Annotated in this window: 19 protein-coding genes and 2 pseudogenes; 10 read left to right on the top strand and 11 right to left on the bottom strand. The window is 36.6% G+C overall.

The genetic code is table 11. The features are described from left to right. Window positions 1-94 precede the first annotated feature (94 nt). Complete coding sequence (locus C7K42_RS05735; RefSeq protein WP_061840037.1) at window positions 95-1,327, bottom strand: mechanosensitive ion channel; 1,233 nt, start codon at window positions 1,325-1,327, stop codon at window positions 95-97. A 78-nt stretch (window positions 1,328-1,405) separates the two neighbouring features. Here C7K42_RS05735 and tkt point away from each other — a divergent pair, with 78 nt between their 5' ends. Continuing rightward, window positions 1,406-3,106: a transketolase gene (gene tkt, locus C7K42_RS05730; RefSeq protein WP_014123892.1), complete on the top strand. Its 1,701-nt coding sequence runs from the start codon at window positions 1,406-1,408 to the stop codon at window positions 3,104-3,106. A 299-nt stretch (window positions 3,107-3,405) separates the two neighbouring features. Here tkt and C7K42_RS05725 read toward each other — a convergent pair whose 3' ends face one another. The 5 genes from C7K42_RS05725 to mazE all read right to left on the bottom strand — a co-directional run bounded on the left by C7K42_RS05725 (window position 3,406) and on the right by mazE (window position 8,940). Next, window positions 3,406-5,625, bottom strand: a complete 2,220-nt coding sequence (locus C7K42_RS05725) for a glycoside hydrolase family 3 C-terminal domain-containing protein (RefSeq protein WP_014123894.1) — start codon at window positions 5,623-5,625, stop codon at window positions 3,406-3,408. A gap of 243 nt (window positions 5,626-5,868) precedes the next feature. Then, window positions 5,869-6,750: an NRAMP family divalent metal transporter gene (locus tag C7K42_RS05720; protein WP_081497481.1), complete on the bottom strand. Its 882-nt coding sequence runs from the start codon at window positions 6,748-6,750 to the stop codon at window positions 5,869-5,871. Window positions 6,751-6,752: 2 nt separating this feature from the next. Further along, complete coding sequence (locus C7K42_RS13290; RefSeq protein ID WP_014123896.1) at window positions 6,753-7,112, bottom strand: divalent metal cation transporter; 360 nt, start codon at window positions 7,110-7,112, stop codon at window positions 6,753-6,755. Window positions 7,113-7,386: 274 nt separating this feature from the next. Continuing rightward, window positions 7,387-8,493: an Ldh family oxidoreductase gene (locus tag C7K42_RS05710; protein WP_014123897.1), complete on the bottom strand. Its 1,107-nt coding sequence runs from the start codon at window positions 8,491-8,493 to the stop codon at window positions 7,387-7,389. 210 nt (window positions 8,494-8,703) lie between these two features. Beyond that, on the bottom strand, window positions 8,704-8,940 hold the full coding sequence (gene mazE, locus C7K42_RS05705) for a type II toxin-antitoxin system PemI/MazE family antitoxin (protein ID WP_014123898.1): 237 nt from the start codon (window positions 8,938-8,940) through the stop codon (window positions 8,704-8,706). Window positions 8,941-9,106: 166 nt separating this feature from the next. Between mazE and relB the strand changes: the two genes are divergently transcribed. The 3 genes and pseudogenes from relB to C7K42_RS05690 all read left to right on the top strand — a co-directional run bounded on the left by relB (window position 9,107) and on the right by C7K42_RS05690 (window position 11,124). Next, window positions 9,107-9,337: a type II toxin-antitoxin system RelB family antitoxin gene (gene relB, locus C7K42_RS05700; protein ID WP_014123899.1), complete on the top strand. Its 231-nt coding sequence runs from the start codon at window positions 9,107-9,109 to the stop codon at window positions 9,335-9,337. Further along, window positions 9,334-9,600 (top strand): type II toxin-antitoxin system RelE family toxin, encoded by a 267-nt coding sequence (locus tag C7K42_RS05695; RefSeq protein WP_014123900.1) that lies wholly within the window; start codon window positions 9,334-9,336, stop codon window positions 9,598-9,600. The genes relB and C7K42_RS05695 overlap by 4 nt, the downstream gene beginning before the upstream one ends. A gap of 202 nt (window positions 9,601-9,802) precedes the next feature. Next, window positions 9,803-11,124 (top strand): annotated as a pseudogene (locus C7K42_RS05690) (IS1380 family transposase). Between the two features lie 367 nt (window positions 11,125-11,491). Here the strand turns inward: C7K42_RS05690 and pepG1 are convergent. From pepG1 to C7K42_RS05670, 4 genes are all read right to left on the bottom strand, one after another. Continuing rightward, window positions 11,492-11,635, bottom strand: coding sequence for a type I toxin-antitoxin system toxin PepG1 (gene pepG1 / locus C7K42_RS05685; protein WP_069028715.1), 144 nt, complete (start codon window positions 11,633-11,635; stop codon window positions 11,492-11,494). A 194-nt stretch (window positions 11,636-11,829) separates the two neighbouring features. Then, a complete protein-coding gene (pcp, locus tag C7K42_RS05680) occupies window positions 11,830-12,477 on the bottom strand; it encodes a pyroglutamyl-peptidase I (protein WP_014123904.1) in 648 nt (215 codons plus the stop codon). A gap of 326 nt (window positions 12,478-12,803) precedes the next feature. Continuing rightward, window positions 12,804-13,724 carry a DUF979 domain-containing protein gene (locus tag C7K42_RS05675; RefSeq protein ID WP_103091776.1) on the bottom strand — a complete coding sequence of 307 codons (921 nt, stop codon included), beginning with the start codon at window positions 13,722-13,724 and terminating at the stop codon, window positions 12,804-12,806. Then, entirely contained in the window at window positions 13,708-14,412 is a 705-nt protein-coding gene (locus tag C7K42_RS05670; protein ID WP_061840031.1) for a DUF969 domain-containing protein, read from the bottom strand. Before C7K42_RS05670 ends, C7K42_RS05675 begins: the two co-directional genes overlap by 17 nt. Window positions 14,413-14,587: 175 nt before the next feature. On the opposite strand from C7K42_RS05670, the gene C7K42_RS05665 reads away from it, so the two are divergent. After that, a complete protein-coding gene (locus C7K42_RS05665) occupies window positions 14,588-14,833 on the top strand; it encodes a type II toxin-antitoxin system RelB/DinJ family antitoxin (protein ID WP_061840030.1) in 246 nt (81 codons plus the stop codon). Between the two features lie 499 nt (window positions 14,834-15,332). Here C7K42_RS05665 and C7K42_RS05655 read toward each other — a convergent pair whose 3' ends face one another. Further along, entirely contained in the window at window positions 15,333-15,914 is a 582-nt protein-coding gene (locus C7K42_RS05655; protein WP_014123912.1) for a TetR/AcrR family transcriptional regulator, read from the bottom strand. A 184-nt stretch (window positions 15,915-16,098) separates the two neighbouring features. Here C7K42_RS05655 and C7K42_RS05650 point away from each other — a divergent pair, with 184 nt between their 5' ends. From C7K42_RS05650 to C7K42_RS05630, 5 genes and pseudogenes are all read left to right on the top strand, one after another. Then, a complete protein-coding gene (locus C7K42_RS05650) occupies window positions 16,099-17,037 on the top strand; it encodes an ABC transporter ATP-binding protein (RefSeq protein WP_014123913.1) in 939 nt (312 codons plus the stop codon). Beyond that, entirely contained in the window at window positions 17,024-17,926 is a 903-nt protein-coding gene (locus tag C7K42_RS05645; protein WP_014123914.1) for an ABC transporter ATP-binding protein, read from the top strand. Before C7K42_RS05650 ends, C7K42_RS05645 begins: the two co-directional genes overlap by 14 nt. 90 nt (window positions 17,927-18,016) lie before the next feature. Beyond that, window positions 18,017-19,135 (top strand): ABC transporter permease, encoded by a 1,119-nt coding sequence (locus C7K42_RS05640; protein ID WP_170157601.1) that lies wholly within the window; start codon window positions 18,017-18,019, stop codon window positions 19,133-19,135. A gap of 8 nt (window positions 19,136-19,143) precedes the next feature. Next, the gene (locus tag C7K42_RS05635) at window positions 19,144-19,356 is read left to right on the top strand and encodes a hypothetical protein (protein WP_124175404.1); all 213 of its coding nucleotides are present in this window, start codon (window positions 19,144-19,146) and stop codon (window positions 19,354-19,356) included. A gap of 217 nt (window positions 19,357-19,573) precedes the next feature. Beyond that, window positions 19,574-19,940: pseudogene (locus C7K42_RS05630) on the top strand (heavy metal translocating P-type ATPase); the annotation flags it as partial.

Raw genomic sequence — 19,940 nt, 5'->3', positions numbered from 1 at the left:
TTTCTCAATAAAAAACCACAAACATTAAGTAAATAACTACTTAACATTTGTGGTTAACTTTTAATCAACCAATTTAAAACTCTTAAGACGAGTTTTATTCGTTGTCTGAATTATCTTTTTCAGAATCAATTTTTTGGTCTGCTTTGTCTAATTGTCTTTTCGCAAAATCACGTCCGCCGATACCAAATGCAATGGCAAATGCGACAGCTGCGGCACCTAAGATCAATACAAATGCTTGTTGTACAATAGCAGTTGCAAAGTCTAATTGTTCTAATGCCATAAAGATACCAAAGATAATTAGGGCAAATTTAAAGATTGCACCAGCTAAGCCACTTTTTGTTGCTTTGCTGATTGCATTGCCAACAAAATCGCCACCGACAAATACGGCAACTAGGATAATTGCAGCAATGATTAGGTTAGGAATATAAGCGATGATTGCTGAACCTACCATGTTTAAGATATCCAATTGTAGTGCATTCAACGCTTCAACAAAGAATAGTAAACCAACAACAAATGAAACGATTTGACCAGATAATTTAGCTAAGTCAAATGACATATTTGTGTTGTCTTCGATGGTCTTAGAATATTTGTTAATTCCAGTACCTTTAAGCAAGTCTCCAACAACTTGACCAGAGAATTTTGCAAGAACTAAACCAACGCCAAGTAATACTGCAGCTACCACGATATGCGGAATAGCAGCTAAAATGGTATTTAGAACTGAACTAATCGGTTCAGCAATTGTGTTGATGTTCAATGTTTCTAGTGCAATCAACGCAATTGGAATAATAATCAAGAAATAAGTAATTCCGCCTAAAGCAGAAGCTAATGTATCTTTCTTTTCTTCAACTTCTTGATCTTCTTCATTAGTACCTAAGAATTTAGCTACATAAGAATCGATGTTTGCAGCAACAGATAAGTTGTAAACTACGCTTCTTACAAAACGTGCAACTATTGTACCAATAACTAAGATAATAATAGCACCAAAGATATTAGGTAAGTAAGCCAGTGCTGTGTCTAACATTGTTTGAATTGGACGTCCAATTGCAGGGACACCAAAACTTTCAAATATACCCGGCAAGAAGACTAGCCAAACAATGTAATAAACCACTTTGGCTAAGCTATCAATGGCAGAATTGGCATTTTCTTCTGATTTGGCCATTCCCCATTTTGTAAGCAAACGACTAAAACCAACTTTTTTAAGTCCTTTTGCTAGGATGTTTTTTAAGATAGAAGCAACAATCCATGCGACTATCAGTAATACAATTCCAGCGACGATTGCTGGTAATGATGCTAGTAAATTGTCTAAAGCAGTAATACCAGTATCCATAACTTCACTCCTCTTTCAAAATAATTAAATTACTATACCTTTTTATCATAACGTACCGAGTAAAAATGCACAAATCTTATGAATTTTTCGCCAGGCCATCCAGAAGTATTCCAAACTGAAGGAGTAGAAGCTACCACTGGACCCTTAGGACAAGGCTTCGCAATGACGGTTGGCTTCGCTATAGCTGAAACACACTTGAGAGAACGGTTCAATCGAGATCGCTTTAATGTTGTTGACCATTATACTTATACGATTTGTGGAGATGGGGACTTAGAAGAAGGCGTTGCTATGGAAGCTGCAGCGATTGCTGGAAATCTGGGGTTAGGAAAACTAATTGTACTATATGATTCGAATGATATTACTTCAGATGGTCCGTTAGAGGAATCATCACGAGAAAATAAACAAGAAAAATTTAGCGCTATGAATTGGCAAACGATTTTGGTAGAAGATGGAAATAATTTAGAAGAGATATCCCGAGCAATAAAAAAAGCGCAAGAAAAGGAAAATAAGCCAACGTTAATTGAAGTAAAAACGATTATTGGTTTTGGTTCGACCTTACAAGGGACAGAAAAGATTCATAGTAATCCAGTGGGTGCAAAAGAAGCTCAACATATAAAAGAATCGTTTACTTGGGATTATGATGACTTTTTTGTTCCAAAAGAAATAAAAACTGATTTTAATGAAGTGATCGAAAAAGGAGAAGAAACTGAAAAGAACTGGCATAAACTTTTTGAAGAATATAAAGAAGCATATCCAGATTTAGGAAAAGAGCTAGAAGGATTTATCTCTAATGAAATTTCTATCAGTAAAGAAGTTTGGAAGCCTTTTGAAGATGATAAGATGGCTACAAGAGCTGCCTCAGGAAAAGTATTAAATAGGTTATATCACGAATTTCCTAAACTTATTGGGGGATCTGCTGACCTGGCTTCTTCAAATAAAACGACTATTGATAACTATCCATTTATGAATGAAAAAGAACATATAGGTCCTAACCTTCATTTTGGTATACGAGAATTTTCTATGGCTGCAATAACAAATGGAATTACATTACACGGTGGAGTAAGGGGTTATTGTGGTACGTTTTTAATTTTTTCTGATTATATGAGACCAGCGATTCGTTTATCCTCTGTTATGAATATTCCGGCAACGTATTTGATGACACATGATAGCTTACATGTTGGACAAGACGGACCAACGCACCAACCAGTTGAACACCTCATTTCTTTAAGGGCAATGCCTAATTTGGTTGTTTATCGACCTGCAGATGCAAACGAAACCCTGGTTGGTTGGAAATTAGCAATAGAGTCAAAAGACAATCCTTACCTTTTATCGTTAGGTAGACATGATGTACCTGTTTTAGATAATGTTGATTTTAAAGGTGCTGAAAAGGGTGGATATGTTTTATCAAAAGCTTCAGATAAACCAGACGTTATTTTGATTGCTACTGGTTCTGAAGTGGAAATGGCACTTAAGGCTAAAGAAAAATTATCGGATTTTAAAGTAAATGTTGTATCTTTACCAAGTTGGGAACTGTTTGACAAACAAACGAAGGAGTATAAAGAATCAGTGGTTCCTTCAAGTATTGTTAATAAAGCATCTATTGAACTAGGTTCTACAATTGGCTGGTCACAATACGTTGGTACAGATGGTATCTCACTTGGCGTAAATAAATTTGGAAAATCAGCACCAGCAGATGATTTATTAAATGATTATGGTTTTACAGTTGATTATATTGTAGATGAAGTGTTGAAAATGGTGGAAAGAAATAAGGGAAAATAGTATATAAAATAATGGTAGTGTGAATAAAAACAGTTTTCTAGCAAATTTTAGTGCTAGGAATCTGTTTTTATTTTTCAATAGAAATTTTAGGCGAAGGGAAATTGGGTACAACATTGGCACGTTTAGCAGTAGCCGCTGGTTATGATGTATTCATCGCCGGGTCGGGATCAGTGGAAAAATTCGTTTTAGACGATTAAGAGTAATTTTGTTCAAAAAAGACTTGTTTACAAATAAACCCCGTCGATTGACTAAACTAGCCAATCGACGGGGTTATTTATACACAGATGATTCTCAAAACTCTATTTCTCATTTGCTTTATCAATAAATGCTTTCACTTGTGCTGGCGAAAAGCCCATCATTTCGGCTGCGCGCAACGGTATGTTTTCTAACATTTTGCTATTGGAATCATCGCCAATTAAATTATTCAGTGTTTTTCCAAACTCTGTTGTAGCGATCAAATCTTTTAAATCATCACGTTTCATAATATCAGCGATATAAGTATCTGAGGTTACTTCAGGATGCGTTTTTGTTCCTTTTTGAATGGTTACTTCTTGTGTGAGCCGGATATCTGCAGAAGAGGAACCCACTTGGACAAGATAAGAGCCATCATCGATTTGCCAGTCTTTTTTGTCGACGTTATACCACATAAAGGCACTATCATCTAATACTATCTTAACTTTTTTTGTTTCGTTGGGTTCTAGATAAACTTTTTCAAATTGCTTCAATTCTTTTTCTGGTTTTTCGATATTACTTGTTTGGTTTGAAATATACACTTGTACAACTTCGCTTCCGGCTACTTTACCGGTGTTAGATAATGTTACAGTTAAGATAAAGTTATTTTCTTTTTCTTCAACAGTTAAATCTTGGTAAGCAAATGTCGTATAACTTAAGCCGTGACCAAATGGGAATAATGGTGCTAATTTTTTCTTGTCATAATAACGATAACCTACAAAAAGTCCTTCACGGTAGTTTTCATCAATCGTGCTTGCATTGAAAGTCAAGGCTGTCGGATTATCTTCCACGCGTTGTGGAAAAGTTTCGGCCAATTTGCCTGAAGGATTAACAGTACCTTTAAGCACATCCCAAGTGGCTTCGCCTACTGTTTCACCTGCTAAATAAGTTTCTAAAATGGCTTTTACCTGATGAATCCAAGGCATTGCAACTACAGAGCCATTTTGTAAAACGACAACGACATTGTCATTGACTTGGCTGATTTCTTGAATTAAGCGATTTTGGTTTTCTGGCAACAAGAGAGAATCTTTGTCAAAGCCTTCAGATTCAAGGGATTCAGGAAAACCTGCGAATAATACTACTTTGTCTGCTTTTTTGGCAGCTTCCAAAGCTTTGCTTGATAAATTTTTATCCGCTGTTTGGTCTAAGTGATAGCCCTGTTCAAAATGAACGTTGCTATGACCGCTTTGGATATTTTCTAAGGGAGAAGAAACTTTATAAGCATTGACATGTGAACTGCCACCGCCTTGTGAGCGAGGGTTATCGGCTAGTTCTCCGACAACTAATAGTGAATCGTCCTCTTTTATCGGCAATACTTGTTCGTCATTTTTCAATAAAACCATGCTGTTAGATGCCAATACACGTGCTAGCTCATGTTGTTTTTCTTTGTCATAAGAGGGATCCGTCTGCGCGTTATCTGTCAGCTGTTGAATAAGCTTTAGTATACGTAAGACAGAGTTATCTAGATCTTCAACAGCAAGTTGATTGTTTTGAACGGCTTCAACTACTGCTTGTTGTGATGCTTTTCCTTTTCCTGGCATTTCTAGATCCATACCTGCTTGCACGGAGGCGGCTGAATCTGCGACTGCACCCCAATCAGATAAAACTATACCATCAAAGCCCCATTCATTTCGCAAAATATCTGTCAATAACGTACGGTTCTGGGCATTTAAAACGCCATTTAAAGGATTATAAGAACACATAATGGTATAAGGATGAGCATCTTTAACGATTGTTTCAAAAGCATGTAGATAAATTTCACGCAGAGGTCGTTCTTCGATATTTGATGAAACGGTAAAACGTTGATTTTCTCGGTTATTTGCCACAAAATGTTTCAGACTCACGCCAACCCCTTTATTTTGAACCCCTTTGACATAAGCTGCGCCTAATTCACCTGTTAAATAAGGGTCTTCAGAAAAAAACTCAAAATTGCGTCCAGCCAGAGGGCTACGCTTAATGTTGATTCCTGGACCTAGCAGGATGGATACATCTTCTGATTGGGCTGCATTACCTAAGCGTTCCCCTAATTCTTGTAACGCCTTCCGGTCAAAAGAGCAAGCGATTAAGTTGGCTGCCGGAAAATTGATGGCTTCTACACTTTTATTTAAACCAAGGGCGTCGCTGTCGCCTGCTTGTTTTCTCAACCCGGCAGGGCCATCAGTTAAATTGAGAGATGGAATATCCAAGCATTCAATAGCTGTGGTATACCAAAAATCAGTCCCGGATACAAGAGAAGCTTTTTCTTCCAAGGATAATTGTTCTAGTAATTTTTCTGGATCCTGGTTCATATTATTTGTCTCCTTTTTTAAAGTTTCTTACTACAATATTATCGTAATGCTTTTTTGTATTTTTAACAAAAAAGTAGGACTTATTTTTAAATATTCTTTTAACAGTTGTTTGTTTAGCGCATGTAAAAAGAAGGGTGCTTTTGTTTAAACGCCCTTCTTTTAAACAATTTATAAACAATAGAAAAGCTCTACTTTATTTTACAGTTCATTGGTAGATGTCAGCAAACATGCGCTTGTTAAGCACTATAAGCTAGTTAAATTTTCAAAGAAATTAAGCAAGCTATTAATACCAAGAGCAAGTGTAATCAGCGTTGCGATTCCACCAAGAATGTTTTGAAATATGTTATTTCTATACTCTTGTAACAGTTTCTTATTATTTGCGGCAATCATAATCAAAATAGCTACGATAGGTAAAAATAGACCGCTAATTGCAGAAGCAAATACAATCATTTGGGTTGGATTTGTGCCGATCGCCGCAAATATCGAGCCGAAAATAACAGCTGAGCCTCCTGTTATTCGTGCTTTCGTGCCATTAGCTTCCCAACGAAACAGTCGAGCCAGAACGGTCTTTAAAATAAGCGGTGTAGCGATCGCCGATGATAACCCAGCGGCTGCAATTCCTACATTTCCAATGATTTTAGCATAACTTCCTAATACGGGTTCCAACATTTGTGAAAATACAAGTGGTGTATCTACAGTGGTTCCACTCCCGTATAAAACCGTTCCGCTTGTAATAACAATAGCAAATGTAATAATTGTACCTATGCCAACATTAAAATAAATATCGAAATTAGCATCTTCTAAATGCTCAGAGCCTTGCCACTTTTCTGCAGTGGTTGTGGCATGCATCAATATATTAATACCAATCAAAGTCGTACCAATCAGTGCAATAATGTTTACGCCTGAACCTTCTGGGATATTTGTTGGAATAAAACCATTGAACACTTCAATGTAGTTGGGGCCAACCAGTATCATAGTAAGTATAAAGATAAAGCCCATCAGACTAACGAAGAAAGACATCAATTTTTCAAGCGTTTTGGCAGTTCCAACAGCCACGGCATAAAATGCAGCTACTCCAAGAATAAGAGCTGAGAGCCATTGTGGAAAATTCGCGCTATCAGCTATTCCTAATGATCCGCGATAAGATTTCCTGCTTCAAGTCCAAAAGCTGTAGCAAATAAGGTAACAACAATGACACTTTTGATGATGATTCCTGCTAGCTTTTTATTTGAAAAACTCGCAGTTGCTGCTTCAGCTATATCATGATTTGAAATAATACCAATTCTTCCAGCCATTTCCATTAAAACTACCAGAGACAAGCCAGAAAAAAGGATTGCCCATAATAATGAATATTTAAAATTAACACCGGCCAGTGTTGTTGTTGTAATAGTACCAGGGCCAACAAAGGCGCTGGTTACTATGGCTGCTGGTCCCATACCTTTCAACTTTTCTGCCAAACTTTTCTTGTGCTTTTTCTTTTGACCCATTTTTACCCACCCCTAAAAGTTATATACTTGTCTGCCTACTTTTCAACATTTTGAAAAAATTAGTTTTCTATAACAGTTACCATACATTTCCCCTTTTTGGGGTGAGTATATTTTAACCTAATTCAAGGAATTTTGATAGTTAAATATTTGCTTTTAATAAGCTTAAAATAAAGCCGTAGTTTAATAATGAACTTTATTTTTCAGTTGCTTACTAATTTTCAACTTTTAGTTTAGAAAAAATATAATATAACAACTAAATAAATTATAAGTCATTTTATTCTTCAAACGGGAAATAATAATCTGTTAGTCCTGCTTCATTGCGAATTTCAATTAATTCTTTTTGAACAGATTCATTCACAGGTAAGCCAGTTTTTTGCCGTTCTTGCCAAACAAGATATTCTTTTTCACCAGGTGTGTAGATTCGATCTGCATCAGGAGCTTTTTCTGCGGCACGTAGTTCTCGTAGAATATCACCAGCAGTTTTCTTAAAGCTTTCTAATCCCATAAAAGCTTCGGTATCAATAGCAATGAAGAAATGACCTAGATGATATTTTGCTTTTTCGCCATTTTCACCGATTCCTGATAACATACTTAAGAAGTTTCCTTGTTGTAAAGCAGCAGAGAGAACTTCAACAATTGTGGCATAACCGTATCCTTTATAGCCGGAAAGTTTTTCGCCAATCCCACCTAGAGGCGCTAAGGCAGCATTTCCGGTTTGTAGTGCTTTTAAAATTTCAGGAGAATCAGTCATTGCTGAACCATCACGTCCGATGACTGCACCTGCTGGCGTATCTGTACCTTGTCTTTCATATAGTTCGATTTTTCCTCTTTGAATAATAGAAGTCGCACAATCTAATGAAAATGGAAATTCTTCATCAGTTGGGAAGCTGACCGTTAAAGGATTGGTTCCTAATTTATTTTCTACACTGAAAGTAGGGGCGATAGAAGGACGAGCGTTTGTACCCGACATTCCGATACAGCCAGCCTCAGCTGCCATATCCGTATAATAGCCAGCTATACCATAATGCGTGGAGTTTCTCACTGCGACCATGCCCATGCCATATTCTTTGGCTTTATCAATTGCCAGCTGCATTGATTGATGACCAATGACTTGTCCCATGCCGTCATGACCATCAACAACAGCAGTGGTAGGCGTTTCACGTACAATATCGAATTTTGTAATTGGATTTTGAATACCTGCTTTAATTCGATCGATATAAATAGGCTTAAAACGGTTCACACCATGACTTTCAATTCCTTTTTTATCCGCCTGCAACAAAATATCCGTACAAATCTTAGCATCTTCTTGAGGTACTCCATAAGCAGCGAAAGCCTTTTCGATAAAGTCCGTCAAAAAATCCCATTCTATGAAGCTTGTCATGCAAAATTCCTCCTAAATTAAGTTTTTAATTATGTAAGTAAAGCAAAAATAAAGAAGTAAGCGCTTGCTTTATTTATCTATAGTTTAGCACAGTGGGGAAGTTGGCTCAAATGACAGGGAAGTGGTTGCCAAGTTTCTTTTAACAAAAAAATAAACCGATACTTAAGAGAGTTACGTTAAGCGTCGGTTTATACACAGTGCAGTTTGTTATCACCCACTTTTTCTAACCATTTCGATATTTAAATCATCTACGTTTTCAAATTCACTTTCTTGTTGGAGATCGTGGTTATACCAATCTCCTTCGAATGGATTGTTCCGTTTAGGCGTATAAATGATACTTCCATCGTGGCCATGAAAAACATCGAATTCGGTATTTTCTGGTACTTTAAATTTATTGGGTACAGTTAGAACATGAGAAGAACCCACTTTACGAAGTTTAACGGACATGATAATCACTCCTAATATATATCTTATATATTCTCTTGAGTAAAATGACAAATATTTACGCAAACAAGTATGTGTCCTTATACGGTTACTTTAACTCAACTATGAAGTTTAATTGACGAAGGCCTTTGTTTGTATTACAATGTAATACGAGTGGAGGTGCATTGTTATGGCTATGATTACAGTACGTGTAAGTGACGCGGAAAAAGAATGGTTGAATTATATGGCTGATTTCTACGGAATCTCTTTGTCTGACCTTTTAAAAACCTATTCGATGGAACAATTAGAAGATGAATATGACCGCCAAACAGCTGAGATTGCATATAAACATTGGCTCGAAAATGGTAAGCAAACAGTATCAATGGATGAAATTCTTTCTGAATTTGGAGGTTTAGAATGAGCTACCGCTTAGTCTTCACTTCTGAAATACAAAAACAATTTAGAAAAATGGATAAATATCAGGCGACTTTAATTACTCGTTGGCTGTATCAGCATATTGATGGAATTGACGACCCTCGCAAATTTGGCAAAGAACTAACTACAAATCGGTCTGGTCAATGGCGTTATAGAATTGGCAAATATCGTGTTATCGTTGAAATAGAAGATAGCCAATTGGTTGTACTAGCTGTTCAAGTTGGTCATGAAAAAAATGTTTATAATTGAAAAAGGACAGATAAGATTATCTTAAAAAGTTATTACTAGAACTTTTTACCTGAATGATTTATAAATTTTTCCCAGGATCATTCAATCCTTGGCATGTGCTTTTTTCTAAAGGTTGAGTTGCTTCACCTTCTGGGTGTACAAAAAGAACGCACTTCGTGTTATTGTAAAGTCAACGAAACATAACAATAAGGAGTGCGTTCTTATGTCTTTCACTTTACAACAAAATTCTCTTACATTCAATAAGCAAAAAGCCATCTTGATCGCCAATGACGGTGGCACCTTAACCAATGACGCGGGGCTCGTCTTACTTTCGGAGTTTCTAAATCAAATTCGTTTTGATTCCCTGTTAGCGCAATACGTTCATATTCCAGAGTATCGTGCCTTCGCCCAACATGAATGGCTGGATGTCGTAAAACAATGGCTATATCAATTGATCGCTGGTTATTCTCGAGACCGAGACGCCAACACCTTACAATATGATCGCCTTTTTAAGGAAGCATTGAAACAAGAACGCCTTAGTTCGCAATTTATGATGTCTACTTTGCTTCATACCTTGACAGAAGAAAATGTTAATCAACTATTACAAGTGGCGAAAAAACTTGGCGATTTAGGCATGGACCAGCAAAACAGCCAACAACTCGTGCTTGATCTGGATTCCACCTGTTGTCCCACTTACGGAAAGCAAGAAGCAGGGGAATATATTTACCACTATGGCCTCAATGGGTATCATTCATTTGTGGCATTTGAAGGTTTAACCGGATTGGCATTAGATGTTCGCCATCGTCATGGCAAATCTTATACCTCCACCCACGCCGAAGATTATCTCGTAGAAATGTTGGCGCATTACCAACAACGTTCGAGTGATCCCACAATGCTTGTACGCGGGATAGTGGCTTTGCCAAACCGGAAATTTATAAACAATGTGAGTGTCGAGGCGCCCATTATGTGATTAAATTGAAAAATAACGTACGGTTGATTCATTATGCGCAACATCTTGTCCAATATACCAACGGTACGGACTACACAAAGTCCGAACATCAATATTTTAAGATGGCTTATCAAGCAGATTCTTGGGACCGATCTCGAACAGTAGCCATCAAGGCTACTCGAAAAGCCGAAACTTTACTTTTTTCCGAATTTCAATTTGTGGTGACCGATTTCGCTCATCTTTCGCCCCAAACCATTTTTCAGCTCTATCAAAAACGAGGGAATATGGAAAACTTCATTAAAGAAATGAAGACCGGATTTTTCGCTGATAAAACGGACAGTCCTTCCTTTTTAGCGAATAAGGTTCGCTTAGCCCTAAGTTTTATCGCCTATAATATCATCCACTTGATGAAACAGCTGACTTTTCCGCAAGAGAAAAAGACGACGGTGATTGACACGATCCGTTTTCAACTATTTCATATTGCTGGAAAAGTCACAGAACACGCGCGTCAAGTGCAAATTCACTTATCAAGTACGAATGTTTACAACACGCTTTTTTGGGAAGTCCTTACACGAATTCAGCGATTGAATCTCTAGTTTACTTTTCCCCTTTTCCTCTTGATAAAAAAGGCTTGGCTTTCATTCTCTAGGAAGAATTTTATCTTTTTTTAGCGTCGTTCGATCATCCCTTTCTATTCTTTATTCAAAAGCGGCGATAAAAAGGGAAAATAACATAAAAGTCACCTCGTTGAACAGTCGAATGCGTTATCCACAAATTTTTATAAATCATTCAGGTTTTATGTTGCTTTTTAAAGTAACATAAAAGTTGAATAGAGTAAGAAAATTTGTTATAATTGTTGTGTAAAGAAGAGTTGTGTAAACAACTCTTCAATAACAGCACCGATTAAGACGGTGGCAGAGTTTGATTAATAAAAAATAATCGTCGTCCTGCTAAAGTTGACGGTTATTTTTTTCTGTCATTTTTTAGCAATTCAACGACTAAAGCAATTAAGGCGATGGTAAATGTACCAAAACCTAAAATTACCTGAATCGTCTCAAATGCAGACAAAAGGCTTCTCCTTTCTTTAGTTTTAGTTAGTACGCACATACGCACCACCTCACTTTCGAAAAAGATAGCCACCGTCATAAACTTTACTGTTACTTAATAAAGTAACATAAAAAATACTGAAGTTCTATATATTCCTTATTATTAAGTCTTTTTTTAATAATCTTTGGCATAACAGACAAATACCGGAAACAAACATTTTTTATGGTGTTTGTTTCCGGTAGTTTTATTACCTATTAATGTGTTTCTCCGCCAACAGCTTTTAAGTCATCTTTATCTCCAAAATTAACAATTGCTTCAATTGTCTTTTCGATACAAAAAGCAATATCAGAAATTTGCATAAAAGGTTGGTTAGGCTTGTTTACAACCTGTTCAGCGATGAAAGGAACATGAATAAAGCCGCCTTTCATATTAGGGAACTCTTTATCAATCATATATTGGACTTGATACATGATATGATTACAAACAAAGGTACCAGCTGAATTAGATACTGCTGCTGGAAAACCGTTATTTTTCACATTTTCTACCATCGCTTTGACAGGTAGCTGTGTGAAATAAGCCGCTTGACCGTCTGTTTGAATCGTTTGGTCAATCGGTTGGTTGTCTTCATTATCAGGGATTCGCGCATCGTCAACGTTAATAGCAACTCTTTCTGGCGTAATAGTGAAACGCCCGCCTGCTTGACCAATATTTAAAACGATATCTGGTTGGTGTTTTTGAATCGCTTTTTTACAAACATCGGCTGATTTACCATAAACCGTTGGAATTTCTTCTTTAACAATTTCAGCACCTTTAATGGTGTTAGGAAGTTTTTTGACTGCTTCCCACGCAGGATTTATTTTTTCGCCGCCAAATGGGTCGAATCCTGTAATTAAAATTTTCATATTACTCTTCCTTTCTTTAATTTTTTAATAATGAATAATACTTTTTTATTTCCTTATTCAATATCTTATTTTTGAATAACGCTTTCTTGTTTCATTATTCATTATTTTAATATTGAATAATGCTTCTTGTTTCCACTCTTCAATTTTTCAACAATAAGTAACATTTCTTTGTTTTTTTGTTCGTTTTTATCTTTTTTGAATAACGTTTTCTCATTTCATTATCCATTATTTCAGTATTGGATAATGTTTTCTTATTTTATTATTCAATATTTCAATTTTGAATAACGTTTCTTCGTTTCTTTATTCAATTTCCAAGTTTGCTTTAGTTAAAAAGCTAGTACATACATTAAAACGATATGAACTACAATCATAACCAAGGCCATAGGGATTTGCGCTTTGATGACGCCATTTGCATCTTTCATTTCCAACAAAGCAACCGGCAAGGCATTAAAATTGGCACCCATCGGAGTTAACAAAGTACCACAAAAGCCGGCGGTCATGGCTAAACTACCAGCAATCACCGGATCTCCACCTTGGGCGATAACAAAAGGAACACCAATGCCAGCTGTGATGACAGTAAACGCCGCAAAAGCGTTGCCCATAGCCATGGTAAACAACACCATCCCTAGACAATAAGCAACAACGCCGAAAAATTGGTTTCCAACTGGGATAAGGTTGGCGATGGCATCAGCTATGACTTCACCAACGCCAGCTAAATTAAAAATCACACCTAAAGCAGCCAATAATTGAGGCAAAATCCCAGTGGTTCCGACAGATTGGAACATACGATCCGTATCGTCCATGATCGTTTTAGGTTTAGCAGAAGTAATGATCACTGCGACAACTAAAGCGACGATAGAGGCCACGCCGATGCCTACTTGTCCACCTAATACGGTATAGGAAACGCCCACTGCTGTTAATGCCAGTACGATGGCAGGAAAGAAAATCCAGCTGCCGATCCGTTCGGCGGCTTTTTCTCCTTGTTTATCATCTAACTTGGCAATATTACCAATTTTTACTTGCTTAAATAACGTCAAGATGCCAATGATAACTAACATGATACCAGATACAGCATAAGGCAAGAAATTACCGAAAGCAAAAATGATTCCTAGAAATAACCAGAATAACCCCGTACCGATTCGAGCTGAGTTGGTACGATCTCTAAAAGAACGAATAGAAGTCATCGCAGCTAGAATACCAATTAAAATATAAAACAACTCAAGAATTGTATCAATTGTCTGTGTCATTGTTTAGGTCACCATCCTTTGTAATGCCATACCTTTTAGCTAATTTACGATCATATAACATATTTGAAATCGCAGCTAGTACAAGAGCAATTACAGCCACAATTAGGGAATATTGTACAATGCTAGCTTCTGATACATCATAGTTTAAATCTCGCAATGTTCCAGCAATTAACAAAACACCAGAAGCTGCGACAAAAGTATTTTGCCCATAAAAGTTGGCGTAATTTTCATTAGCTGCCGCACGGGCCTTCAGTTCTTCTTTATCTTTATCCGAAATATCACCGTATTTAGTTGCCGCAGCTTGGGTCATAGGATTAACGATAGGACGAACAAATTGTGGATGTCCTGAAATACGAATCCCTAAAAGACCGGCGATTTCCCGGATTGCCATATAAAGCGTTAAAAATTTCCCTGGCGTCATTCCTTTAATTTTTCGGATCAAAATCACCGCTTGTTGACGCAAACCGAAACGTTCTGAAAGACCAATCATCGGTAAAGTTAGTAGAAAAATCGTTACGAGTCGATTTTCCACAAATGCTTGTCCAAAAGCTTCTAAAAAGTCCATTATAGGTATGCCAGATACTAGAGCTGTCGCAAAAGCAGCGAAAACAACGACCGCGATTGTATCTAATTTAAATAAAAATCCTAGTAAGATAATAAAGATTCCAATGAGTTTTATCCACTCCAAAACAAATCCCTCCTTTAAAAATTTCACACAATATAGAATGCTCATGTGTCTAAGTACTTATCCTACCTGAAATTTTGTTATTTTTCACTAATTTCATGTTTATTTTAAGCTGAAATGTTATCTTATTGGATTAAAGCGGTAGCAATTGGTATTCTAGATATAGGAGGCGCTTATTATGACGAACCAAGTACATTTTAGAATGAACGAAGAGGATAAAGAAAAGTTCAGAAAGGTAATGCAAAGCATAGGTTTAGAGCCTAATGAAGCTTATCGTATCTTTGTAAAACGTTCAATTGAAGTAGGCGGAATTCCCTTTGAAGTCTCTGTCCCAAATTCTCAATTAGAAGAAGTAACGAAAAGCCAGGATTATATTGAATTTGAAAACGGGAAGGAAGGTTTGGATTGGTTAAATGAAGAATAGGCCTAAATATAAGTCTGCGTTCGAATGAAAATTTAAAAAGTATTATAAAAATGCTTAAAGGTGATCGTTATGAAAGAGAAGATTTTGAAAGAGTTTATTGGAAACTTTTTTGTGATAAACCTCTGGAATCTCAATATAATGATCACTTTTTAGTCAGCCGGACTGGGGATTAATTTATAAGTATGATGGAGCATTTGTCCGATTTATTGATACAGGCACGCACGCAGATCTTTTTAGCTAAGAGGTAACTTTAACGCTATAACAAAATCGTCTTTGTGTTAGTAATTAATACGGTTAGTTTCGAAATAGGGAGAGGCTCACTTTGATCCTTTGACAAAAATTCTTTTTCATTTCTTTTTTAGAATTTAAAAAAAGAAATGTCATAATTTATTCACTTTTTATCGTTACATTAAAAGTGTACCAACGAAACACCCTGAAACACTTTTTCATTTTTTAACTCCTTTCCCGTCAGTTACCCGCTGGCGGGTCTTTTTATGTTTTATTGTCGCATGTCAAAAAACCAACGCAAAGTGTTATTCATTTCATCTATGACCTCTTTTTTTGAAATCCTTTCTTGATTTTTTAACCACCAAAAAGCCGCTTGTTTAAAGGTACCTAGTAAAACTTGTAGACTAAAGTCGATATTGGTTGGTAGTTGATAGCCCATATCATAGAAATGACGTAACCGTTTTTCTAACTGCTGATGTAGCTTGTCATCTACTGTTTCAAAGATAAAAAAGCTTGTGGCATCAATTTTTAAAGGTAAAAGTACTTTTTGGTACTCGTCGATGGCATCAATCATGGTTTGAAAAAGGGTTGTGAAATAACGGACGGGATGTGCATCATCTGTTTTTTCTTCTACTTTAGCTAGATAGTGTTCTTGTAATGATTGGACAGTAAAATGAAAAAAGTCGTACTTATCATTAAAGTGTTTATAAAAGGTTGGACGACGGATTCTAGCTTTTTGGCACAGTTCATTGACTGTGATTTTATCGAGGGATTTTTCCTTTGTTAATTCTAATAAGGCAGTAATAAGTGCATCATATGTTTTTTGAACACGTAGATCGAGTGAGCTTTCCATGCAAAGATGTTCCTTTCTTAAAATTTTAATAAACAATTTTGGTAAATCTGTCATTTAAGTTCCATATTCTGCCAAGTTGTTTGTTGTAATTTTTACCAAGCCTATTATAATCAATAAATGAACATATGTAAATAAACGGTCATATGTCATTTAACATACTTTTGTAAATGAGGAGCGAAAAGATATGTCAGTGATTGAAGTCGAACAACTAACAAAAGATTACGGTTCTCATCGTGGTGTATTTGATGTATCTTTTGAGGTTGGAGAAGGCGAAGTTTTTGGCTTTTTAGGTCCAAATGGCGCTGGAAAAACCACAACGATTCGTCATTTAATGGGCTTTTCGAAGCCACAATCGGGAGCAATTAAAGTATCGAATAAAGATTCATGGAAAGACGCAGCGGCGATCAAACGGGAAGTCGGTTATTTGCCCGGGGAGTTAGCTTTTCCTAAAAATATGACAGGAAAGGCCTTTATCGATTTTATGGCAAGAGAACGTCAAATTTCAGATATGACCAAGACGGATCATTTAATCGATATGTTTGAATTAGATATTTCTCCTAAATTAGATACGATGAGTTTGGGAACTCGCCGGAAAGTGGCGATTGTGACAGCTTTTATGCATGATCCAGATATTTTGGTGTTGGATGAACCCACCAGTGGTTTGGATCCCGTCATGCAAGAACGCTTCATTGAATTTCTATTAGAAGAAAAAAGAGCTGGCAAATCGATTCTTTTATCGAGTCATATTTTCAGCGAAGTGGATGCAACCTGTGATCGGATTGCCATTATTAAAGAAGGCGAAGTGGTTTCGACGGTGGTTGCAGATGATATTCGGAAAAATGAAAATAAGACTTACAAAATCGAATTTGCTGATGAAAATGAATATCAACGTTTTGTTGACAATACCTCCTTAGATACGACAGTCAAACGACCAAGACAAAATCAGGTGAAAGTTGAAATCAAAGATGAAAATATCAAAGAACTATTTACCGATTTGAGTCAATATCAATTGAATTTTATTACCGAAGAGAAGTTCTCATTAGAAGATTACTTTATGAACTTCTATGATACCAACAAAAGTGTTTCATCTGGAGAAGAGGTGTTGAGCCATGGGATACATTGATTTAGAAAATTTAACCAAGGATTATGGACAAGACAGCGGCGTATTTGATATTTCTCTTTCAATTGAACAAGGAGAAACCTTTGGGCTGGTAGGTATTAACGGTGCCGGGAAGACGACTACTATTCGCCAATTGATGGGTTTTATCAAGCCTGATAGTGGACAAGCTTTTATTAATGGTATGGATACGCAAAAAAGTAGTGCTCAAATCAAACGTTTTGTCAGCTATGTTCCTGGAGAAATCAATTTTCCAGCAGACAAAACAGGTGAAACCTTCTTAAAACGGCAGATGGAAAAAGCCGGTCGCGGTAGTTGGCAACGCTGTAAACAAATCTGTGAAAGACTGCAGTTGGATTATACCGCAGGACTTAAAACGATGAGTAAAGGTATGAAACAAAAAACAGCCTTGGCTGCGGCGTTCTCTTTAGACTCTGATGTATTGATTTTAGATGAACCTTCCACAGGGTTAGACCCTTTAATGCGTGATGTCTTTATTGATTTGATCAAAGAAGAAAAAGAAATGGGGCATACGATATTCTTGTCGAGCCATATTTTTGAAGAAATCGAACAAACTTGTGATCGCGTGGCCATGATCAAAGATGGTCGTATTATTGATCAACTCGTCATGAAGGATCTCCTTCATAATAAAAACAAAACCTATAAATTAGAATTTAAAACGAAGGAAAGCTTCCAACAATTCCAAGCGTTGGGTTATGAGTTGTCAAATGTCAAAGAAGAGGATCTGCAGTTAAATGTCAACATCAATGATAAAGATATCAATGACTTGATGAATGACCTTCAATATTACGATGTTTTATTCTTTAAAGAAATCAAAACGAATTTTGAAGATTACTTTACCAATGTATTCAAGGAGGAAGTCGCCAATGTTTAGTAAACCAATTTTTAAACAAAGTGTACGCAGTAATGGGCCCTTATGGTTAGTCATCACTGCTGTTTTAAGTATACTTATTACTATTTTATTGTGAGTTTTGATGCGGATGATATCGGTCAGATCGTCAGTGCAGCAGAAGATACGTCCTTTGGTGATCAAGTTTCTGATCTAGGTACCTTAATGGGAACGTTAGAAATGTTTTTTAAGATGGTCGCCATTTTACTTGGTTTAATCTATGGCGTATTTTGCGCCAATAATTTAGTGGTAAGTGAAATCGATAGTGGTTCGATGGCTTATACCTTATCCACACCGATCAAAAGAGGCACGGTCATTTTTACCAAAATGGTTTATATGATTGGTTCCATTATCTTGATGTTTGCTGTCACAGCAGGCGTTGGTATGGGCGTCACAGAAATTGTTCATAATAACCTTTCGGGCAATGCCATTACAGAAGATGTGGAAGAAGCTGCGGCCGCTCTTGATCGCGATCCTTCTTATGTGCGCGATAATCTTTATATGATTAAAGATGACGATTATGCGCTACAATCTGGAGCAGATGCGCGAGGTATGGATGAAACGGCCTATGGCAAATATCTAGATGAAGCGATGAAACGTGATAGTTTGGATAAAGCTTCTGATGAGATTACAGACAGTCGTAAAGATGAATACGATGATGACGACGATATGGATAAAGATGACATCGAAATTACCACAGACGAGTTAGCTGATGATCCAGGCATGATTTTAAACGATAGCGATGCCTTGCAAGAAGGTAGTAAACCTCTAGGTATGAACGTGAATGAATATCGTAATTATGTTAATGATTTAGTGGACGAAAATGAAAATGAAGAAGATGAAGATACAAACGGTCAAATGAACCCATCCGCTGTTTTATCCACAGCTAAAGAAGTCACTGAAAGTGAGCTAGACGTAAGTTCAGCTACGGTAGATGACAATATGAATCTGATGAAAAATGACAATGCGCTAGAAGCCACTTCTGAAGCTACCGATGTTCCAGAAGATCAATTGTCTGATATGATAGATGAATCCATGGTCTCTTCTGCGATTGATTCTGATGAAGGCACTGAATTTGACCTTGAAACCTTTGGCTGGTTGATTTTAGGCTCATGCTTATTGACATTAGCTATGGGAAGTATTTCTTTTTTTGCAAGCACGTTATTCAATCGGACCAATGCGGCAATGCCGTAGGTGGTGGCTTGCCACTGGCATTTTACATTGTCAGCATAGTGATTGAACAAAATGATAATCTAGAAGATTTGAAGTATATTACGATAACTACTTTATACAATACAAGCGAAATCATTGCTGATGGTGATTTCTTAATTCAAATGGGTGTACTTGCCGTAATACCTGTTGTCTTGTATACAGTTAGCGGATTTATCTTTACCCGTAAAGATTTGCCGCTTTAATAAAAAATAACTTGGATGAAAAATAGATTCTCTTATCCTCTTATCTAAGAAAATAACTTTTTAGATAAGGGGATTTTTATTAATTATTTTTTTAGAACTATTCTAATAGAAAAAAACATATAAGCTATTGCCAATGATTATCGTTCTCAATTACGGTTTCTAGTATCAATTGGAAAAAATAAGTGCTAAGCTGGGATGGAAAGTTGGAGGTGATGAAGTGAGTAATTTTAAAAAATTTGTCCTAACGATTTTTATTGGCATTATTGCTTTAATTATGGAATTTATGTTTAATCAAACCGCAAGTTGCCTTTTGGATTATCGCTATTGCAGGAGCGTCATGGCAATTTCTATGTTTATTGGCATGATTCAGACCTTAAATCTGGGAAATACGGGGTAGATATCTTAGCGATTACGGCTATTGTCGCCACCTTGTTGGTTGGTGAGTATTGGGCAAGCTTAGTAGTATTGGTAATGCTTACAGGCGGAGACAGTTTAGAAGACTATGCCAGTCATCAAGCGGGTCGTGAATTGCGCACCCTTTTAGAAAATTCACCGCAAGTTGCCCATAAAATCGTGAATGAACA

Source organism: Tetragenococcus halophilus subsp. halophilus DSM 20339 (assembly GCF_003841405.1).
In the GTDB taxonomy this organism is placed as follows: Bacteria; Bacillota; Bacilli; order Lactobacillales; family Enterococcaceae; genus Tetragenococcus; species Tetragenococcus halophilus.
The sequence above is the reverse complement of the archived record's forward strand: the minus strand, read 5'-3'. Positions and strand labels throughout refer to the sequence as shown.